The 21,723-nt window shown below is 53.9% G+C and carries 16 protein-coding genes; 2 read left to right on the top strand and 14 right to left on the bottom strand.

Annotated elements, in window-relative coordinates; genetic code table 11:
- Positions 1 to 32 precede the first annotated feature (32 nt).
- The 3 genes from AWR27_RS17590 to AWR27_RS17580 form a co-directional block, all read right to left on the bottom strand.
- Positions 33 to 674 (bottom strand): Uma2 family endonuclease, encoded by a 642-nt coding sequence (locus AWR27_RS17590; RefSeq protein ID WP_077132406.1) that lies wholly within the window; start codon positions 672 to 674, stop codon positions 33 to 35.
- 79 nt (positions 675 to 753) lie between these two features.
- Positions 754 to 2,205 (bottom strand): DUF1501 domain-containing protein, encoded by a 1,452-nt coding sequence (locus tag AWR27_RS17585; protein ID WP_077132405.1) that lies wholly within the window; start codon positions 2,203 to 2,205, stop codon positions 754 to 756.
- Position 2,206: 1 nt separating this feature from the next.
- The gene (locus AWR27_RS17580) at positions 2,207 to 5,668 is read right to left on the bottom strand and encodes a DUF1553 domain-containing protein (protein WP_077132404.1); all 3,462 of its coding nucleotides are present in this window, start codon (positions 5,666 to 5,668) and stop codon (positions 2,207 to 2,209) included.
- A 319-nt stretch (positions 5,669 to 5,987) separates the two neighbouring features.
- Here AWR27_RS17580 and AWR27_RS17575 point away from each other — a divergent pair, with 319 nt between their 5' ends.
- Both AWR27_RS17575 and AWR27_RS17570 read left to right on the top strand, forming a co-directional pair.
- On the top strand, positions 5,988 to 8,303 hold the full coding sequence (locus tag AWR27_RS17575; RefSeq protein WP_077132403.1) for an AAA family ATPase: 2,316 nt from the start codon (positions 5,988 to 5,990) through the stop codon (positions 8,301 to 8,303).
- A gap of 2 nt (positions 8,304 to 8,305) precedes the next feature.
- Positions 8,306 to 10,117, top strand: a complete 1,812-nt coding sequence (locus AWR27_RS17570; protein ID WP_077132402.1) for a nuclease domain-containing protein — start codon at positions 8,306 to 8,308, stop codon at positions 10,115 to 10,117.
- 16 nt (positions 10,118 to 10,133) lie between these two features.
- On the opposite strand, the gene AWR27_RS17565 is transcribed toward AWR27_RS17570, so the two are convergent.
- The 11 genes from AWR27_RS17565 to AWR27_RS17515 all read right to left on the bottom strand — a co-directional run bounded on the left by AWR27_RS17565 (position 10,134) and on the right by AWR27_RS17515 (position 21,606).
- A complete protein-coding gene (locus AWR27_RS17565; protein WP_077132401.1) occupies positions 10,134 to 10,565 on the bottom strand; it encodes an ABA4-like family protein in 432 nt (143 codons plus the stop codon).
- 46 nt (positions 10,566 to 10,611) lie between these two features.
- Positions 10,612 to 11,481, bottom strand: a complete 870-nt coding sequence (locus tag AWR27_RS25830; RefSeq protein ID WP_232325864.1) for a sensor histidine kinase — start codon at positions 11,479 to 11,481, stop codon at positions 10,612 to 10,614.
- 775 nt (positions 11,482 to 12,256) lie between these two features.
- Positions 12,257 to 13,783 carry a c-type cytochrome domain-containing protein gene (locus AWR27_RS17555; protein WP_077132399.1) on the bottom strand — a complete coding sequence of 509 codons (1,527 nt, stop codon included), beginning with the start codon at positions 13,781 to 13,783 and terminating at the stop codon, positions 12,257 to 12,259.
- Between the two features lie 81 nt (positions 13,784 to 13,864).
- On the bottom strand, positions 13,865 to 15,853 hold the full coding sequence (locus tag AWR27_RS17550) for an alpha-amylase family protein (protein WP_077132398.1): 1,989 nt from the start codon (positions 15,851 to 15,853) through the stop codon (positions 13,865 to 13,867).
- Complete coding sequence (locus AWR27_RS17545; protein WP_077132397.1) at positions 15,850 to 16,905, bottom strand: twin-arginine translocation signal domain-containing protein; 1,056 nt, start codon at positions 16,903 to 16,905, stop codon at positions 15,850 to 15,852. The genes AWR27_RS17550 and AWR27_RS17545 overlap by 4 nt, the downstream gene beginning before the upstream one ends.
- A 72-nt stretch (positions 16,906 to 16,977) precedes the next feature.
- Complete coding sequence (locus AWR27_RS17540) at positions 16,978 to 17,910, bottom strand: heme-dependent oxidative N-demethylase family protein (RefSeq protein WP_077132396.1); 933 nt, start codon at positions 17,908 to 17,910, stop codon at positions 16,978 to 16,980.
- A gap of 11 nt (positions 17,911 to 17,921) precedes the next feature.
- A complete protein-coding gene (locus tag AWR27_RS17535) occupies positions 17,922 to 18,437 on the bottom strand; it encodes a DUF6169 family protein (protein WP_077132395.1) in 516 nt (171 codons plus the stop codon).
- Between the two features lie 216 nt (positions 18,438 to 18,653).
- Positions 18,654 to 19,154 (bottom strand): GAF domain-containing protein, encoded by a 501-nt coding sequence (locus tag AWR27_RS17530; RefSeq protein WP_077132394.1) that lies wholly within the window; start codon positions 19,152 to 19,154, stop codon positions 18,654 to 18,656.
- On the bottom strand, positions 19,155 to 19,661 hold the full coding sequence (locus AWR27_RS17525) for a hypothetical protein (RefSeq protein ID WP_077132393.1): 507 nt from the start codon (positions 19,659 to 19,661) through the stop codon (positions 19,155 to 19,157).
- Entirely contained in the window at positions 19,658 to 20,494 is an 837-nt protein-coding gene (gene mreC / locus AWR27_RS17520; protein WP_077132392.1) for a rod shape-determining protein MreC, read from the bottom strand. The genes AWR27_RS17525 and mreC overlap by 4 nt, the downstream gene beginning before the upstream one ends.
- Before the next feature lie 86 nt (positions 20,495 to 20,580).
- Entirely contained in the window at positions 20,581 to 21,606 is a 1,026-nt protein-coding gene (locus tag AWR27_RS17515) for a rod shape-determining protein (RefSeq protein ID WP_077132391.1), read from the bottom strand.
- Positions 21,607 to 21,723: the final 117 nt, after the last annotated feature.

Genomic DNA, 21,723 nt, shown 5'->3' with positions numbered 1-21,723 from the left:
TACAATGTTTTTAAAGCAGCCGAATAATTAATTTACTTCGTGACGGTGATTTTGCGGTAGATGTGTGTCATCGGTAACTCTACGTCGCCCATACGCACAACAGCGTCGAGTGTCCGGTAGTCGTGATTCAGCCACTCGTCTGGTACGGGCGTTCGGGCGTACACCGATGCGAAGGGCCGGTATTGATCAACGAAAAGAATGTATTGCAGCGACGGAATCAGTTTGTAGTAGGATAGTTTTTCTTCCAGATCAAATTTGCGTGTACTTTTCGACAGAACTTCGACAACGATTTCTGGATTTTTGATTCGCATGTCCGATACGTTGCCATTGGGCGTTTCGCCATACAGAACAGGTTCTTTCACAACAGAAACATCGGCATTTACATCACCTGCCCGGTTCGGGATAACAATTTTCACATTACTGCCCAGCACATCATATGCTGGTTTACCAATGAAGTGCATGGACAATAATGTTCCCAAAACAATGACTAAACTCTCATGCGCGCGCGAGGCCTGACTCATAATAATTTCGCCATCTAAAAATTGAACAGTTACGGTTGAGTCTGCCTCATCGAGCACCTGAAAATAATCGTCCCAGGTAGCGGGCATGCGTAGCAGTTCGTCTTCGGCGAGGTCGTGTGTAATAGCTGGTACGTTAACTACAGTGGCTTCCATACATGCATATGTTCAGAAAATGAAAAAGCCTTACCGTCAGTGAGCGACAGTAAGGCAATTTACAGATTTATTTTGGCATTTACGCCAGCAGCGGCTTGATCACTTTGCCATGCACATCGGTCAGGCGGTAGCGTCGTCCCTGGCTTTTAAAGGTCAGTTTTTCGTGATCGATGCCCATCAGATGGAGCACTGTAGCCTGAAAATCATGCACGTGAACCGGGTCTTTGATAACGTTATAACCGAAATCATCGGTTTCGCCATACACTACACCTTTTTTCACGCCCGCTCCGGCCATCCAGATCGTAAACGCGCGCGGATGATGGTCGCGGCCATAATTGTCGCGGGTGAGTTTGCCCTGTGAGTAGGCTCCCCGGCCAAATTCACCCCCCCAAATCACAAGCGTATCATCTAATAAACCGCGTTGTTTCAGGTCGGCAATAAGTGCTGCCGACGGCTGATCGACGCTCTTGGTCTGAATCTTGATGTCGTTGGGCAGATTACCGTGCTGATCCCATCCCTGATGGTATAACTGCACGAATTTTACGTCTTTTTCAACCAGTTTGCGGGCCAGCAGGCAGTTGGCAGCAAAGGTACCGGGTTTGCGGCTGTCGGGGCCGTACATATCAAAAATGTAATCCGGCTCTTTCGAGATGTCGAGCGTTTCGGGGACTGATGTTTGCATCCGGTACGCCATCTCATACTGCGCCATACGGTTGTTGATCTCCGGGTCGAGTACGTGTTTAAACTGCTCCTGATGCAGTTTGGTCAGGTAATCGAGCATCCGGCGTCGGCTGGCTTTGTCGATACCAGGTGGATTATTGAGGTAGTAAACCGGGTCGGGACCCGACCGAAATACCACGCCCTGATGTACCGACGACAGAAAGCCGTTACTCCACAATTTGGCATAAAGCGGCTGATCGCCGTTGCGCCCCTTGCTCAGCAGCACCACAAACGCAGGCAGATTCTGGTTGTCGGAGCCGAGGCCGTAACTGATCCAGGACCCGAAACTGGGCCGACCGGCCTGCTGATTGCCGGTCTGAAAAAACGTAACGGCAGGATCGTGATTAATGGCTTCGGTATGCATCGACCGGATAAACGACAGGTCGCCCGCCATGCGTGCCGTGTGCGGCAGCAATTCGCTGATCGTCATCTGACCGGGACCGTATTTGGCGAACTTGTATTTCGATGCTGCCAGCGGAAACTTGCTTTGCCCGGCGGTCATACCCGTAAGCCGCTGCCCTTTCCGAACGGATTCGGGCAAATCCTGCCCCCACATGGCTTCGAGTTTCGGCTTGTAATCAAACAATTCCAACTGGCTCGGTGCCCCGCTCTGAAACAGGTAAATCACGCGCTTGACCTTTGGAGCAAAGTGCGGCTTTCCCACAGCCGGATTATCAGACGAGCCTGTACCGCCGAATAAAGTCGTCGGGTTCAGCAGCGACGCCAGTGCCATAGTGCCAATGCCCGCGCTCGCCTGACCAAGAAAATTTCGGCGACTAAGCTGGTCGTGTAGTTGATCCTGAATGTCCATGCTATCGTTTAATAATCGCTTCGTCAAAGTTCATCACCGTGTTTACCACTACCGTTAGCGCGGCCAGTTCAGCAGGGTTTTTCGTTTTATCAACCGGGTGCTCACCCACTGCCAGCAGTTCCTGCGCCCGCTTCGGATTCTTCCTGAAATCGGCCAGTTCTTCGCTGTATAATTGCTGCATGAGCTTCATCTCTTCAGGCCGGGCCGGACGGCTCACCACCGCCTTGAAAACATAAGCTTCCCAACTTCCAGATGGGGCTTTTTGGGCCAATACGCGGGCTGCTTCCACAAACTGAGGGTCGTTGAGCGTGACTAATGCTTGCAGGGGCGTGCTGGTTTTCTGCCGTTTGACCACGCAGACGTGCCGCTCTGCAGCGTCGAAATTGAGCATCATCGGCGGTGGCGAACTGCGTTTCCAGATTGTATACAGGCTTCGCCGGTACAAACTGTCGCCCTGACTGCGCACGTATTTGATGGCATTTCGGGTGGCTAAGGCTTCCCAGATACCATCGGGCTGATAGGGACGAACGCTCGGCCCGCCAAGCTGCCGGTTCAGCAACCCACTGGCCGCCAAGGCATTGTCGCGTACCTGCTCGGCACTCAGCCGGTAGCTCGGCCCCCGCAGCAGATACGTGTTGTCGGGGTCGGCTTCGCGCACTTGCTCGCTGACAACCGACGACTGCCGATAGGTGGCCGACAACACAATCAGTTTGTGCATCGCTTTCAGGTTCCAGGGTTGGATGCCCTCGGCGGGGCTACCCTCCCGAAACCGAACGGCCAGATAATCGAGCAGTTGGGGGTGGCTGGGCAAGGCGCCCTGATTGCCGAAATCGTCGGCGTTTTTGGCTAATCCCTGCCCAAAATACTGCTGCCAGATGCGGTTCACCATCACGCGGGCGAAGAGCGGGTTTTGGGCCTGCAGCAGCCACTGGGCCAGACCCAGCCGGTTTTTGGGCAGGTCGTCGGGCATAGGTTCGAGGCTGTGCAGTACTTCGGGCGTAACGGGGTCGCCGGGGGCGTCGTAGGCTCCGCGTTTGAGAATATGCGTAGGGCGGGCAAATTTCCGTTCGCGCATAATCATCAGATCGACCTCCTGTTCGTTCAGGATACGCGTTTCTTCGCCCAGTTGCTGCTGTCGGGCCAGCCGCCGTTCCTGCGAAGGCTGATCTACGTTCGTCACAAAATAATCGAACAGCGCGGCTTCCTGATCGGGTGAACGCTGCGAACTACGCAATGCCATCTGCACCTCGTCGCGTTGGGTTGCCAGGCCGCGTACTTCGAGTGGGGTCAGTCGGCGGGCATATACGCGCAGTTCATCAACGGCATAGCCTTTATAGTTCTGGTCGTGCAATTGTCCAATGCCGAAGTTGGAGACACCACCACCCCAGGTACTTTTCTTCTTGCCGAAAATGATGCTCTGCGTCAGGTTATCGGTCAGAATGTTTGTTTTAACCGGCTGGCCGTTGACATATATCTGCACACCATTGGCCCGACTTGTTCCGTCGTAAGCCATTGTGATGTGTACCCAGCGATTAACCGGTAGTTTGTCGACCGTCTCCAGATCAATGGCATTGTCGGGCCAGACGTAGCTGAACCGAAACGCCAGCCGACCGTCTTTGAGCCGGTTACACTCGTACCCCCGAAATCCGTTGAACGGCCCTTCATTCCGGTTGAAAAGTTTACCCTCAAATTTCGGATTTTCGACATTTACCCACAGCCCAACGGTAAACGGTTCGTTTCGCTCGAACCACAGCGGGCGGTTGCTATTGTCTTTTTTGCCCGGCCCTGGTGTTTGCACGTTGCGTAATTCCAGAAAGCTTTCGCCTACCAGCCGAACGCCCTGCCCCACCGGCCCTTTCACCAGTACAACGGGATTGTCGAGATCGCCCTGCGTTTCGAACGGGAGCGTATCGTTCACCGCATTGGTAAACACCCGACGAATGCGGGGTTTCTGCGCCACAGCGGGCGTAGCTGGCTTGTCTTCTTTCTTTACTGTTTTCTGTTTAGCATCGGGCTTCTTGCTGTCCTTTTTCGCCTGGTCAGCCGGAACGTCTTTGTAAGTATCGAACGGAACATGCACCAACAAGCCCTGATTGGCGGGCTGAACGGCATTTGCCGGATTGCGCCGGGCCTGTGCCAGCCAGTTGGCGAACCGCTTTTTAGCTCCCGCGTCGTAGTCGGCAGTTTGCTGCTGGTCGATAGACTTGATTTTGGTGCGGATAAATTTCAGTTTGGCCTCCGCTTCGGGCGTGGGCAGGGTTAGGTGGGGCGAAGGTTCGCCGTTGTATGGAATCTGCCCGTGTTCGTTGTTTTGCGCGAAAAAGGCCCCCAGCGCGTAATAATCTTTCTGGGAGATGGGGTCGTATTTGTGGTCGTGGCAGCGGGCGCATTCCACTGTCAGGCCCAGCATCGCCTTGCCAAACGTTGCCGTTCGGTCGGCAATGTACTCCTGCAAATATTCTTCCGGCACAATACCGCCTTCCTGACTTTGCTGGTGGTTTCGGTTAAAAGCAGTGGCAATGAGCATGTCGCGGTTGGGGTTCGGCAACAAGTCGCCCGCCAACTGCCAGGTGATGAAGCGGTCGAAACTCAGGTTCCGGTTGTAGGCCCGAATGACCCAGTCCCGGTACGGCCACATCGTCCGTAAGCCATCGTCCTGATAGCCGTGCGTATCGGCATAACGGGCCACGTCCAGCCACTCCACCGCCTGCCGCTCCCCATAATGCGGACTCGCCAGGAGCCGGTCTACCACCCGCTCATAGGCTCCCGCACTCGTGTCGGCCAGAAACGCATCGACCTCGGCCACACTCGGCGGCAAGCCCGTCAGATCCAGACTCACCCGCCGGAGCAAGGTCGCCTTGTCGGCCTCCGGCGCAGGACGTAGCGAGGAAAGAGATGGTGTCTGTGCGGCACGATCCAGCACAAACCGATCCACATCGGTACGGCTCCACTGGTCTGCCTTCGGGCGGGGTACCTCCGGCATGGTTGGTGCAATCAGCGACCAGTGGGGTTTGTACTCGGCTCCCTGCTCAATCCAGCGCACCAGCAAGGCTTTCTCCTGGGCGTTTAGGCTCAGGTGCGATTCGGGCGTGGGCATCATATAGTCAGGGTCGGTGCTGGTGATGCGGTGGTAGAGTTCGCTATCGGCCAGTTGGCCCGGTACGATGGCCCGTTTGCCGCTTTCAGTCAGGGTGGCGTAGGCACCTTCGGGCGTATCGAGTCGCAGGCCAGCCTGCTGTTTGGCGGCATCGGGGCCGTGGCAGGCGAAGCAGCGGTCGGAGAGGATGGGTTTGACGTGAAGGTTGTAGTCGACTTTAGTGGGCAGACCAGTCTCAGCCGCTACCAGTTCGGCAGGCTTTTCGACCGAGCCAGTACAGGCAATAAGCCATACCGCCGTAGCGAACAGCCCGGATGCTGCTGTTAACAGCACGTAACGAAATCGTTTGTCAGCTTGTTTGCGCATAAACTGAACCGCCGGAGCGGTCGAGTCAGTTACCAGTAAAACTATCCTACAAAAATAACATTAGAATGTACAATAGTCACGGCATTATTTTGACCGATTCATAACCAATCTTACCGCTTCATCATAGCTTCGTCCATGTTGGTAAGCCGGTTATCAGCCGAACCGCCCCATAGCCACACCAGCCAATTAAACCGCAGCGTTTTCATTATGCGTTAAAAAACGAATAAGTTGCCGCATTTAGCCTAATTTGCCACGTTCAAGCCTATATCTAAACAGGCTTCTTCATCTAAACAGTCGATCATTCAATCATTTTATGCCTATGAAAGCCATCGTACAAAAGCAGAATGCAACTCATAATAACCCCGATATTGGGTATGTCAGACCCGTTATGGTCGAAGAAAACGGTCGGTTTATTCCAGTGCCACCCGGCTACTTTCCAAATACAGGCAACATATTGATTTACACGGCTTACCATGCGGAAATTAACGAACGATTTTTAAAAGAAGAACTCTTTTTTTTAGACTACACCCTAAATCCGCGCCATAGTAACGAGACGCCGAGCAGTTGTAAATTTTCGTCGGCGGGTACGTTTGCTACCGAGCCACTCCGACACCAGCTTTGCCGCGTTATTAACAAGCCTTTCGATCCAAACCGGCCCATTACATTAACCGTAGAAGATCAACCCTATAGCTATGTTTTTTTACGAGACGATAATCAATTGATAGGCCCTTTCTGGCACAGTAATGAACCCGAAAGCGATACCGACGATCTATTACGCATCCGGCTTAGAAGCGAAAGTGCACTTGAACTTGATATATCGTCTGATTATGATAACTGCGTGTTTCGTATTCCTACGGCAAATCTTTCGCTGGTCGAAGTCGGCAGCCGTCAGTATGTGCTGGATGTCAAGGATTTATTGTCTGATGACCGCAATTTGAATCAGCCCGTTTATTACGGAGCATCCAACGAACTCATGGACTGGGCCAGACGGAAAATTGGCGGAGCCTGGACGGTAGATGCCCGGCAGCTCCGGCAAATTAGTGATCTGCTCGACAATCTGAACCCCGACGGGCAGTTGGAAACGCTGAAACTGGCCCGGCTGCGGCAGTTGATTCGGGGTAGCGAAGAGTGGATTAGCGGTAAACTGCCCGCCTTTGCCCGGCAATTTCTGACCGAAACCGAAGAAGGACGGCAGTTTCTGGACGAGTACCTGCGCAACAACAGCAACGATATTTATAACCGCCAGAATCAGGAGTGGCAGCGGCTCAACGACGAAGTACGAAAGCTAAACGACGAACTGCGCCGACGTAAGAGTGCGACCACGCCGTCGGTCAACGGTGCGGCTGCATCGCCCGATCTGGTAAAAGCCGAGCAGGACAAACTGGCCGAACTAACCGCCCAGCGTCAGGTAATCGAGCAAAGCTTCTCCCAACTGCGCCATGAACTGACTAATGCCGACGACGTTCGGCTGAATTTGCTCCGGGCCAAAACCTACCTCGACGTGCTGGAAGGTCGCACTGGCCGCCCGGTTCCTGCCGACACGCCGTCGCTTCCATCTGCCAATAGCCTGCCAACGTTTTTACGACCCGTTACGCCCGATGCCCGGCAATATACGTCTGAGGTACAAGGCTGGCTCGATGAGGCAGGTCGGTCGCTGGAGTTCAACGACGTGGCAAATTATCTGATCACACTGCAACAAAGTTTTCTGACCGTGTTGGCCGGGTTGCCGGGCGTGGGCAAAACGTCGCTCGTAACGCGGCTGGCCGGAGCTACGGGCCTGACCAACCGGCTTCTAACCGTGCCTGTAGGCCGGGGCTGGACATCAGCGGCAGACTTAATTGGTTATTATAATCCGTTTACGGAGCAGTTTCAACCCGCCCGAACGGGGTTATATGAAGTTATCAGCCGCTTAGACGCCGAGCAGCGACGCGCCGACGAACTGCCTCACTGGGTGCTGCTGGACGAAGCCAACCTTAGCCCGCTCGAACATTACTGGTCGGATTTTATGCGCCTGAGCGACCCCGAAGCCGAGCCAGTTCTGACCCTGACCGGAGCCAACGGCAACGTGCCGTACCAGCTTGGGCAGGGGCTGCGGTTTGTGGCTACCATCAACTATGACCATACCACCGAAGTGCTGTCGCCCCGCCTGCTCGACCGGGCCGCCGTGATTCGGCTTCAGGCCAGCCGCGACCTCATCGAACCCAGTACACTCGAACCACCCGCTCCGCTGCCGATGCTGACGACGCCACAGGGCCAGTTGCTGTTTTCCGAAACGGGCGAGCCGTTTACTGCCGATGAGGCCGCTCTGTTCCGGCAATTGCGCGACGTACTGGAAAATGAAGATGCCGCGCTGGGTCAGCCCGTTATCATCAGTCCGCGCAAACAGCGGGCCGTTCAGGCATACTGCGGGCGCGGGCGCGGGTTGCTCGAAGGCGACTCGGCCTTCATGGCACTCGACTATGCCGTGAGCCAGCACGTATTTCCATTGGTGAACGGGCGGGGTGAGGGCTTTGGCAAACGGCTTCGTCGGCTGCTCGAACTCATCGACCGGCCTCTGCCCCGCTCGGCCCGGCTGCTGAGTCGGCTCATCACCATCGGCACCGATTCGTATCACGTATACCGGTTTTTCAGTTAACTATGCTCTGGACGCTGATTCAACGAGTTGAAGGCGGTTTTATAAAATCGCACAACCTGCCTACGCTGGAGCCGATTATAGTTTCAGAAACCGACTCGCTCTGCCTGTGGGCCGTAGCTGACGGGGCCGCTACAAATCTCGATACTACCGTTTGGTTGTCGGATACGCCCTTTCCGGTCGAAACGGGCGTGTCGGGCGTGGCGCAGGTGGCACTGTGGTTGTCGGCAGAAGGGGCGCAGTCGCAGGAGCGGCAGACGGTGGCGGGGCGTTCGCTGTTGTTTTGCAAGCCGCTCCTGAACCGATTTGGGCTGTGCCGGATTAGTTTGCAGGAACCTGAACAGGCCACGCCCGCGCTTCTGGCAACATTGGAAGTAGGTTCGGCCAAGTTCACACCCGACGAACTAACCGATCTCTTACAGTATCTGCTCAACCGGGGCGTTACTTACTGGCGTTCTGAAAGCAGCCTCACCACCGTGGCCGTTGGCGAAACTACCGGGCGCGGGCCGTTGCGTGGGCTGGCGCGGGTAAGTCACGACCTCATCGAACTCGAACGACTCTGGCCCGCCTTTCGCGATCAGCCCCAAACCCGGCTCGAACCGCTCAATGTGTGGGAACCCGCCCGCGCTACCAACTGGACCGAGCGAACCTTACGCCACCAGGTGCAGCACCCCGAAACGCTGCGACCGGCCACACCCGCCGACCCCGGCGCGTTTCGATGGCAACGGCGGTGGCTGGCAGCTACGCATACGCTCACCAGCCGACTGCTCGACACAACCGACACGCTCGAAAACCGAACCCTGCATGGCTATCTGCATCACCTGCTCGACTGGCTCCGTCAGCAACGCCTGTCGCTGAATCACACGCCCACGGCCCCACCCACCTCCCTAACCACTGTTAATGCCTCGGTGTTGCGGCAGTGGCAACAGCAACAATATGCCCAGCGCGTTGAGCGTGAAATTCAGCGGCTTATTGGGCAGGCATCGGGCTTGTTACATCGGTATGAAGAATCGCTGCCAGTACGCGAACCGCTCATTGGTTTGCCGCCGGGCATGGCCGGATTTATGGCAAGCGATCATTATTTCCGGGCGGGGCAACTTTTGCTGCGCTGGTACGATCAGGTGGGCGATGCTGTCGCCGATACTACCGACGGGCTGGCTGGTGTACGCACCCTCGACCGGCTTTATGAATTGCTTTGCCTGTTCAAATTGCAGGATGCATTGGTTGAAATGGGCTACCGACTCGACCGATACGAACCGCGCCGGGCCACCAACCCCGACCTTGCCGACGACGAGTATACGGGTTCGTATACGTTCACGCACACAACCGGCTCCATTGCCCGGCTACACTACGAGTTTGTTCCGGAGAGCTACCTCAACGTCAGTCGCGTGCGAAATCTGCTGCCCGATTTTGTGCTTGAATATCTGCCCGTCGATGGCGAGGCTAAGGGGCTGATTTTAGATGCAAAATACCGACGCTGGTCAACCATTGTGCGGACTGAATACGCTGAACTGACGCTGAAATATCTGCACGGGCTGGTTCCCCGCGCCGGTCTGTCGACCCGCTCGGCTCAACGGACGGGTCGGCCTGCCGGTCCCATTCGGACCGAAGCCCTGCTGATTTTGCACCCCACCGACGAGCAAACGCCCGCCAGCTATAGCGGCTACGGATTTTACCAGAAAGAACGGTATGATGCATTCTCCAACCAGGTCAGCCGCCCGCTTATCGGCACGGTCGAAGTAGCGGCATCGTCGCGCCCGCCGGAGGAATTGGTGAAGGTGTTGCGAACCCTGCTGGAAACATCTGTTTTCTCATGAATACACGCGGCACGTTCTACGGGGCCACCTGCCGTTGGTGTCCGAGCCGCACAAGCCAGTAGAGCAGCAGTCCAACCGGGCCGACCATAAAACAGGCAAACAGCGGCAACACTACCCAGCCGTGCGGAATGCCCAGCCGCTGCGCATCGCGCACGACAACCGTACCAGCCACGAGGTCGAAGGCGAGGTAGTGAATCCAGCCCGCCAGCATTACGCCGTCGCCCCCGGTAGAAAACAGGTTTTTGATACCTGCCAGCGACCCAAACGCCGAAAAATCGACCGGCCCACCGCCGAATAAATACGTGGCATACAGCGCGGCCAGCACCACCGGAATCAGGTACGAACGCATCAGCCAGTCTGTAACCGACCAGCGCGGGGCAACGGCCATCAGCAACCACTGTGGCAACACGAGCGCGTTGGCAAATTGAAAGGTTTGTTCAGGTGTCATATCCAACAAGTTAGTTGACGATATTATGTAGCCTTAGCTGGTCGGTTCAGAGAGCGTCAATTGAACTGCTCATTATACCCAGCGGTAATCGGCATTCGATGGTAGTACCCGCCCCTAACTCGCTATGAATCGACAGATATCCTCCATTTTTACTTAGTAACTCATTACAAAGCCGCAGACCAAGTCCCAATCCTTTTTCGCCCGCTGTTCCTACCGTTGAAATACCACTGTTCAAAAGCTCACCTATTGTGGTAGGCGCAGTACCTACGCCTGTATCCCGGACAAACACCAGCCCCCAGGTTGCGTCAGGATACCCTCCTACCTCAACGCGTCCCTTCACAGGCGTGAACTTGATGGCATTGTCGAGTAAGTTACGAAAGATTGTAATAAGCTGATATTCATCGGCTTTGATTAACATGTCGCACTTAACAGAATTGAGTAGGGAAATGCCCTTTCGGTTGGCGGCATCCTGCATTATATCAATCGCTTCGTCGGCCAGTTCGTGAGCGTTGACAATGGTTGGTCTGGTAGTAATCTCGCCGAGTTGGGAGAGTGCCCACTGGAGCATCGTATCGAGGTTATTGTAGAGCCGGTCGGTTGAACTGGCGAGATTCTGGGTAAGCTTCACAAAATCGGCTGGGCTGAGGATGTCTCGCTGGAGCAGATTTAACGAACCCTTCAGTGTAGCGATAGGGCTTCTGAAATCATGGCTGATAATAGAAAAGAGCCGGTCTTTGGTTTTGTTGGCAGCGATTAGCTCGGCTGTACGCAGACATACCTCTTCTTCAAGACGTGCATTCTGACGGAGAAGTAACTGCTCCCGCTCGGCTATCAGGCTGGCGGCTTCAGCACGCTTCTGCTCCAACTGTTGCCGATTCTGCCTGGTGTAGATACTTAGGTGATACATAATTGTCATGATCGGCGCACTTAAAAGAAAGGCGCCGATGTCTACTGACATAAAAACTGAAACATAGGTGTTCATATCAATAATCTTATAGATATAACCTACTATGTTAATAACAACAAAACAGCAAGTTATTACCCAAATGCGTGTTCCTGGTACGCCTTTATAGGCTAATGGACTGAGCAATAGTAGAATATCTACGGCAATTACAATTCGCATCAGGCAATTAACAATGACCCAATGGATTGATAGGCTTAGACACATGTAAACTGATACCGGGAAAAGCAGGCAGGCGAATACAAACATGACGTAAAACCGGCGCGACCGAAGCGAATAATACCGGCTATAAATCATGCCTAAAAAGCCTACAAACGCAGTTTGTTCACAACAATGCTTAAAGAGTTCTGCCCAACTGCTGTAGTGTGATGCATTGGTATTAACGCAATACCACAAATAGCTCGCAGCACCCGTAAAGCCCAGCACGGTCAATGTTGCCCACAAATACACGGCATCATGACGATACGGAAATGAGTAGAACAGGAGTAGAATAAAAATACACCAGATAAACCCCAGCATGAACGTGCTAAACTGGCTGAGCAGGATATCAGGATGAGAAGTGACCTGTGCAAGCATACAATTTCAGCAATAAGTTACGGTAGTGAAATTGGTGTCACTTTATCGATCACGAATCGCTTAAAGCAGCATCCTTGCCAAAGGTAAATGGTTCAGTTGAGATAGTTTAAGCTGTAAAGATGGAAGTCAATTATCGATTCATGGCCGAAGGTGCCTACTCCTTCGTTTCATCCGTGGGGGCAACCTTCGCAAATTCGGCAATCGTTTTTGCATCCATACCACCCACGATTTCGAGATTCGGCAGGTTTTTTTTCAGGTTGGCGATCCCAGCATCGGTAACTTTGGTTTGCCAGAGATACACCGTTTTCAGACTTTTCAGGTTTGCCAGTTCGGTCAGGCCCGCGTCGGTGACGGCAGTGCCATACAGGTTCAGATATTCTAAATGCGCCAGACCACGCAGTTGTTTCAGACCCGCGTCGGTGACTTTGGTTTGCTCCAGATGCAGCTTTTGCAGGTTTCTAAGTTTGGCAACTTGTGCCAGAGCTGCGTCGGTAATCTGCGTATCACCGAGTTTCAGCCACACAATCTGCTCGGTTAATTTTGGCAGCAAAGCCGCCTGTGCATCGCTGAAATTACTGGCATTTACGGCGTTGATTTCCAGTTGATTCTGCTCTTTTGCGAGCGGCAGTACCAACAGATTCACCCGCTTCAATTCGTCAACTACTTTCGGGTCGGCAGCAGGCAGTTTCATCGTCAAAACGGGCGAAATCGGGGCTGGTCCAGACGAACCGCCAGCGGCCACCTGCCCGTCGCCAACCGGGCCACCGCCACCCAGCGCGGCCAACACGGGCCGAACGGCGTCGTTCACCTTCAGGTCGGCCACTTTTTTATCGAACGAAGCACCCTGATCGATCCACCACGTCAGCAGCGTCACCTGCTCATCGGTGAGTTGGGTTTTGCCTTTGGGCGGCATGTGGTGTTCGTCTTCCACTGGCAGCAGACACCGTTTGATCATCTCGCTATCTACCCCTTTACCAGCCACAAAAATTGGCCCGTCTTCTCCGCCTTTTTTGAGCATATCGGGCGTGTCCATCCGCAAATCGCCTTTCGATTTCTCGGCATTATGACACTGAACACAACGACTTTGCAGAATCGGATTCACGATCTGCTCATACACCAACGCCTGATTCACATCCGTAATCGGCTTGGCAGCTATTTCGGTTTCTTTGCGGGGTGGAATCCCGGCCAGCGAACGAAACGGCTCGGGCGTGTACTGTGTCAGATAATCGGAGCCGTGCGTGAGCGAACCGCCATGATGACCGGCAGCCATGAGTAGCAGCAGCGACAACCCCAGTGCTGGTACGTACAGGGCTGAACTGAATGGAATCCGGTCGCCGAGCCAGTCGGATTTTACGGCCCAGGCTATCCAGGCAAACACCGCTACGCCGATGCCCTGCCACATATGCTCGTCCAGAATGTCTTTCTCGTAACCACCGCCCAGCGACAGCAGGTAGCCAAATACACAGGCCAGCGTCGCGCTAACGGCTGACCAGAACAAAATACTTGTAATAGCCGATTCGCTGATGCTTACTTTGCCCAGCCAGCGACCTACTTCCAGCAAACCCGCAATCAGCAGAAAACCAATTGGCAAATGCACAATCAGCGGGTGAAACCGGCCAAAAAACAAAGCCCAGTCCGATGGTTGCGCCGAAGCAGCCTGCAAAAGAATGAATGTGTTCATAATCTGTAACGCGGGTGGAAACCCGCAAGTCAATAAAGCGGATATAACCCCGCCGGTCAATAAAGCGGGTTTCCACCCGCGTTACTCGATGACTACAACCGAATGAATAGCCAGCGTCGGTACAGTAAAGGATACTTCGCCATTTTTATACGCAAACGACACAGGCCGATTTTCGGGTTGGAGCGTCAGCCGTTTAGGTTTTTGGGCAGTTCGGTACGTCAGCGTCAGTGGGCCAGGAGTGGGAATTTCGTCGGTGGAATAAACGGCGCGGTTGGCGTGATTGCCAGCCATGTTGATCAAATTCAACATCGTTTGTCCATCCTTCCGATTCAGAGCTACGTGTACGAACGAAGAACCGCTCACCGACACCTGCGGCTGAAACAATGCGCGTGCCATCTGCCCGATTACGCTTCGGCCTACGTGCGTTTCGCGCTTGTAAAAATCTTCGCCTACATTTAGGTAAACGCCCGCAATCTGCCCTTTACCTAACCGCGCCACCGACGCCAGCGGCCCCGCGCCAAACCGTAAATCACGCTGTTTGTAGACACCACCGAGCGTTCGCGTACCGGGCAGCGGCTCGAACGGCTGATAGGTAGCTTTTGTGCCGGTTAGTTGGTTATCGATGCCAAAATAAGCTGCCGGGCGGGTGGTTTCCTGCAATGTTACGCCCAGTTCGTTTTCAAACAGTTTAACGCCCTGATGCCCCACTACCAGCAGGTTACCCCCGTCGCGAACGTATTGCACCAATTCGGTGCGGAAGGTGTCGGCCAACGTTGCCCATTCGGGAATCACGATGAGCGGGTACTGCGCCATGCGCCCGTGCAGGTGGTGTTCCATCAAAATCTCGGTCGGCAATTGATTGTACAACAGCGCGTTTAGCGTTCCAATCAGATTGCCCGACAAATCGGCATTGAACTTGTAAACGCCGGTCGTTTTAGCCCGATGTGCCACGCCCGAATACAGCAGCGCGACCTGCGGCACTGGCACGGCTTTATGGCAAAACGATTGCCGGGCGCGGCAAAAGCGAGCCAGTTCGGCCATTGTCTCGAAGGCCCAGGGCGTCAGGCTGGCGTCGTTATTCTGCGTCCAGTAGGCTTGAAAGCCACCGCCCATTGCCAGCACCTGTGCGGCTTCCTGACAAAGCTGAATAGCTGGTTTTGGCGCACCAACCCGATCAGACCAGCCGTAGCCGAAACTCCACGACATCAAATCCCAGGGTTTGCCCTGTGGGGCAATACACCGCGCCTGAAATGCCGACCGGTTGGCCCCGTCGAGCGGGTCGGTATCGCCCGAAATAAAATCGACGGGCAAACTTACGGGTTCCGGCATAAACGACGTAAACGACCAGTTACTGGCTACCTGAAAGCGCGGGTTGTGCTGGTGCAACGCGTCAGTATAGCGTTTGACATACTGTTTGAAAGCCGTTCGATGCTGTTCCATAAACGCAAAATAACCCGGATCGGTACGCTGTTTGGGCGCATCGGGCAGGCCGGTTGCCTGCCGGAAAGCTGCCACCGGCGCCGGGCCGTAGTCGGGTTCAACCGCCCAGCAATCGCCATCGACCCACACGCCGTCGACGCCGTAATCACTGATTTCTTTGAGTTGCGGAATTAGCAGACTGTCGGCATAGCCGCTCCAGAGCGACGTTTTTTCGGTATCTGCCGGACCATCCGGTTTAATCCGTGCCCAGTTCGGGTGGTGCCGCACAGCTTCATTGTCCCACACGCCGGAGTGATGCACATACAGCGCAACGCCGTGCCGGGCCGTAACGTCGCGAAACAGCTTCAACGTGTTTTTCTCGAATCGCTTCGGCTTATACCCTACTTTCGTTGGGTAACTCGTTACGCCGGGGTGACCTTTGCTATCGACCTGAATAAAGTCAGGTTTTACCAGTCGCAACAGACTATCGACCATGCCTTCGGTCAATGTTTTGCCGATAAGCGTATCGGCCATGTCGGCGTGAAAATCGAAGTGCAGCCCGAAAAAACTGTCGGCCCGGCGTAGCGGTTGTTTGGGCGATTGAGCAAGGGCTGTGGTGGCGAAGAACAGGAGAAGCAGGTGGCGTTTCATGCTATCCGCTCTAATTTAATGGGGTACGTTTTGCGGGAGGCCCACTGTGCCACATAGATATTTTCGTCGTTATCAACCAATACGTCGTGTGGATGCAGAAAGGGCGAATTAGTCCGGTCTTTTCGCTGCTCGGTTAATTTATTGCCCTCGTAAACAGGTGCAGAGCCGCCCGGCGTCGACACAACCCGGTCGTTTTTGTCTAAAATGGTGATGTATCCCGAATCGGGATAAGCATCGGACGTGCTGCGAAAGACGGCTCCGAACACGTGGTCGCCGTGAATCACGGGCCGACAGATATATGACCCCGGCAAAGCAATCGTTGACAGGTACTTGCCATCGAGCGAGAAGCGTTTGAGGGCGTTGCGTCGGCGGTCGGTAATCAGCAGGGTCGGATTGGCATTGCGCCGGTCAACCACTACGCCGTGGCAGCAATCGAAGGTAGCGTCGCCTTCGCCTTTACCGCCAAAATAGCGGATAAGTTTCCCCGCGCGGTCATACTGCGTAATGTAGTTCAGGCCATAGCCATCGGCCACGTAAATATCGCCGTTGGCCGGGTTGATGGCCGTTTCAGTGGGTTTGAACTGCGATGGGTGGGCATACGCACCGGTTTCTTTCGGGTAGTCGAGTTTCATCAGTTCGCGCCCGCGCAGGTCGGTTTTGATAACCTGATGCCGGTCGGTATCGCAGATGAGCAGGTACTGATCGCTGCCCTCGCCCCCCAGGGTCAGACCATGTGCGCCGGGGTACTCGTGGCCCCAGCTATCGAGCAACTTGCCTGATTTGTCGTAAATCAGGACGTTATTTTTCGTCTCATTGGTCAGCAGCAGAATCCGCCCGGCGGCATCCTGCACCATCTCGTGGCAATCGTTGACCGGATTCTTTCCGGCATCGAGTACACCCCAGCCCGGCACAACCCGGTAGCGAAATCCGTTATGACCAATCACCGCAGACTCGTGGCGGTTTCCAACCAATAAAGAAGGCGATACCAAACCAGCCGCAACGGCTAATGACGTGTGCTGAAGAAACGTCCGACGCGAAACAGGCAAATTCATGGGGGAAGGCGTTTTTCGGGGAAAAGAGTCGAAAACACGGTTTTTACTATACCCCGTCAACGGCACCTTCTGCTACGGGGCAGGCTTGGCCTGCATCTCCAGATACGTCAGCAGCGTTGGCAGAAACCCGGCCATGCTTTTATACGCAATCATGGCTGCGGGTGTTGTCTCAAAAACGCGTTTCATCCCAGCGGCCCGCTCAGGATTAGCGGCTTCGTGGGCCAGTAAATTCTGGTAGGTGTGAATGCCGAACAGCACCGCCCCCGACCGGGGCAGGCGGGTCAGCGTTTGCCGTTCGATGCGGATGAATAGTTTCTCGCCAATAGTGGCCGGGGTGAGCGTAGGCAGAGTATCGGCCAATAGCCGGTCGAGCGCGGGCGTGTGGCGATTAGTCATGTCTAACTGATCGGTTACTTTTACGCTCCAGTTCAGTCTCCACACGGGTCGGCCAACGGGCAGGCGCGTCATCAGCGTTTGTGCGGCCTGCATCATCGGCTCTACGATGGGCGTAATGGGCGCGTGAATGTCCCAGAAAGGCAAGCCTATTTTTTCGTCGAGACACCAGCCGTTACCAAAACAAAGCTGCCCCGCCACCAACCGAGCGTCGTTGCCCGCCAGCAACACCAAATCTTCCTGTACCTGCCGCCCCACCCAATCGAGCGGGTCGTGCGGCAAAGTCGATGCATCGTCGAAGATGAAGTCCGTTGTTTCGTTCAGCAGGGCATTGTGCCACTGCCACCGGTTGCCGTTTGTAGTCAGCGAAAACTGACCGGGCGAAAAGCGAACGAGGTTTTGCAGAATCAATGCCAGCACGTCCCACTGCGCCGTTTCGTGGCCGGGCTGAGCCTGGTAATAGTAGTTGATATATTCGCCAAGCAGCCGCCGTTTCAGATCAGTTTCTGTTTGATAATGCCCGTCTACCTCAACAAGCGGTTCGCTTTCGGAAATCGGGCGCGTACCCATTTTATCGTTAAACCGATCACCGAAAGGAAAATATGGCAGCATGACACGGAACGTTATTCAGCCTTTCGGTACGACAGCATGAGCGACGCGAAAGCAGCATTGATCTCTATGAGATAGGGGTTGTCTCGCCTGACAATCAGGGCGCAATGATATAATATGTTGAGGGAAGGATCGGCCAGCGAATCCGTTAGTTTAACGTAATCGGCTGACCGGAGCGACCGGTCGAACCAGCGATTGAACTTCCGCCAGCGGGCTTCGTGCCTACGGTCGGCGGTGTCGCAAACGAAGAGGGTAATGGTTCGGCTGTTGCTGAGGTAGAAATCGTCAATTATTGCGACTACGGTCGGTGCAACGAGTGCATCGAAAGGTATATGCTGTCCCGTTGGGTTTTCCGTAATCTTGATAACCAACTCAACCAACTCGTCGGGCTGCGAAAATGCTATGCCGAACAGATAAGGGCTTGGTTTGAATTGAACTTCGTAAGATACAAGGTGGTCAGTTGTAAACGTGTACGCATTCCACTCTCCTCCCGTAAATAAAAACTCATAACCTAACAACGGCTGTTCCACGTTCTTTTTGTCGTTGTTTTAATCGGGCAAGGGCTTCCAGAACCTCAGGGCTGGGAGGTTCGGCTAACGCCTGTTTTTTTTCTGCGACCAGCCGCCGAATAATGGCTACGGCCTCTTCGTGCGTGAAAACTGGTACTTGTATAGTGCGTGTTTCCATTGTTCTTCGATACAAACCTATTCAACAGCAGTACAATACTACGGCAAAAAACGTTTCAGTTACAACAATCCAGTCAGTAACACGCCGACTTTTTCTAATGCCCGTGCATCAACCTCGCCGAAGTCGCTTAGCTGATCGCTGTCAATGTCGAGCACCATCGCCACGTTGCCGTTTCGGTCGAAAACTGGCACAACAATTTCTGACCTGGAGGCCGAACTACAGGCGATATGTCCCGGAAACTGCTCTACATCGGGTACGAGTACGGTTTCTTGGCGCGTGTAGGCGGCTCCACATACGCCCTTCCCGAACGCAATGCGAGTACAGGCAATGGGTCCCTGAAATGGCCCCAGCACCAACTGACCTTCTTTGGCGAGATAGAAACCAATCCAGAAAAAGCCAAACGCTTCTTTCAGAGCCGCCGTGATATTGGCTAAGTTGGCAATCAGGTCGGGTTCGCCGTTGGTGAGCGCGGCCAATTGCGGCAAAAGCGCATCATAGATTGCCTGACGGTCGCGGTCCGGCGTTCCGGTGGTTTGTGGGAGAATAAGCGTTTCAGCCATTTAATTTCGGGTGAAAAACTGAATCAATACAATGCTGATGGTAGTAAGCAATGTACTGGCAGCCACACGGATTAGCGTGGGAATCAGGAGCGTAAGGCTGCTTGCTTCGATAAAAAACAGGGCCGCATGATGAATGAACGTCAGCACCAGCACATACCGAAAAAATGGTCCGGGGCCTAACTCCTGCAACGTAAACGCAATCCGCGATTCCATACCCGGCACGTCGATCTGCGTCCGGACTACCAGCGGGCGCAGGTAGGCCATCAGCACCGTTGCGGCTGCGTGCATACCGAGCGTATTATAAAATGTGTCGACAAGTATGCCCGTTGCGAATGCAATCAACAGCAGCCATGTCAGGCTGGTTTCATTGGGCAGGAGCAGAATACAGGCTATGTAAATGAAGCAAAACGCGTAATCGAACAGTACGATGTTCCGGGCCAGCAGGAGTTGCAGGGCCAGGTAAAGTACAAATACCAGTACGGTCGATACGATCTCGCGGAAAGTCATTTATCCGTTTCAATTTGTTTTTCTAACTGTTCCTGTTCGGCTTTCAGGCTGTTTTCGACCACATACACAAACGACAGGTTGCTGAAGTTCGTTGCCAGATCGAGCGTTATGTCATGAAAGGTCATATTCGGCTGTACGCCTACCGTTCTGACCCGCCCCACCAGAACGCCCGGCGGAAAGGTTGAATTAAACTCCGACGTCACGACCGAGTCGCCTTTGGCTACGGATTTATAACGGGAAATAGCATCGAGTTTCATCAGATGCGGATCAACACCGTCCCACTTGGCTGACCCAATCTCGTCGGCTTTGGTAAGTTTCGATGACACCAAAAACTCGGAGTGCAGAATAGACGTAATCACTGAAAAATGGCGATTACAAACTTTTACTTTGCCCACCACGCCCGTCGGTGAGATTACACCCATGCCGGGCCGGATGCCATCGTCGGTGCCTTTGTCGATGGTAATGTAATTGTTGGCAAACTGGGTTGTGTTGTTCACCACCTTCGCCACAGTAAACTTAAACCGGTCGGCGAAGGCTGAATCGGCCTGGTACTCGGCGGGCGCAGCCGGTTTACTTTGCAGAAGTTGCGTGAGCCGGGCATTAAGCCGCTGATTTTCGAGCGCGAGATCGGCGTTTACCTGCCGCAGACTGGCATATTCATTGGCCGCATTCGACCACGCCAACACCTGAGCCGCGTAGCGATTAGCCGTGTTGAAGTACGTAGCACTCCAATAATTACTGGTGTTGATGATGAAGTAGAAACAAACCACTTCCAGCAACACAAATAAGATGAAGTTACGGCTCCGAAGAAAAAATTCAACTAACTCGCTCATAGCAACTAAAGTAGCGCGGGCGGAAGCCCGCACTTTGTAGACGAGTTGGTTGTAGCTACAAAGTGCGGGCTTCCGCCCGCGTTACACTAACTAATCAGCACCGACTTATAGAGGTCCAGATTTTTGATAACCTCGCCTGTGCCTTTTACTACGGCCTTTAGGGGGTCGTCGGCTACGTGAATCGGCAGTTTGGTTTTGGCACCCAAGCGTTTGTCGAGACCGTGTAGCAGCGCACCGCCCCCCGTCAGGTGAATACCGTTCGTGTAAATATCAGCCGACAGTTCCGGGGGCGAAATTTCGAGAGCTTTCATGGTAGCCTCTTCAATTTTCGAGATCGACTTGTCGAGCGCGTAGGCAATCTCGCTGTAGGTCACTTTAATTTCTTTCGGAATCCCGGTCATCAAATCGCGGCCCCGGATTTCGTAGTCATTGGGCGGATTATCGAGTTCGGGCAGGGCCGAGCCAACTTCAATTTTGATCTGCTCCGCCGAGCGTTCGCCGATGAGGAGGTTGTGTTCCCGGCGCATGTAATCGACAATATCGCGGGTGAAAACGTCGCCCGCAATCCGAATCGACTGTTCGCAGACAATGCCCGACAGCGCAATCACGGCGATTTCGGTGGTGCCGCCCCCAATGTCGACGATCATGGTGCCGTTGGGCTGGGTAATGTCGATGCCGATACCGATAGCAGCTGCAATCGGTTCATGCACCATGTAAACTTCTTTAGCTCCGGCGTGTTCGGCAGAATCTTTTACGGCCCGCTTTTCTACTTCGGTGATGCCCGACGGAATGCAGATGACCATGCGGTGCGAAGGCGAAAAGAGTTTGCTGCCCGTATCAATCATCTTAATCATACCCCGAATCATCAGTTCGGCGGCTGTAAAATCGGCAATCACACCATCTTTGAGTGGGCGAATGGTCTTGATATTTTCATTGGTCTTTTCGTGCATTTGCATGGCCTTATGGCCGATAGCCAGCACTTTACCGCTGACTTTGTCCATTGCAATAATCGAAGGCTCATCCACCACAATCCGATCCTTGTGAATAATCAAGGTATTCGCTGTGCCCAGGTCAATCGCAATGTCGCTTGTAAGAAAATTGAAAAGTCCCATTAATTGGTTGGCGCAAAACGCCTTATTACAAAAACAGTTTCTTGAAAGGTCAGCAAAATTAATGGATAATGCACAATGTACAATGAATAATGTCTGGCTTAACCAGTTCATTTCAAA

This window comes from Spirosoma montaniterrae, assembly GCF_001988955.1.
Classification (GTDB): Bacteria; Bacteroidota; Bacteroidia; order Cytophagales; family Spirosomataceae; genus Spirosoma; species Spirosoma montaniterrae.
Note: the sequence above shows the minus strand (reverse complement) of the source record. Positions and strands in the feature narration are given on the sequence as shown.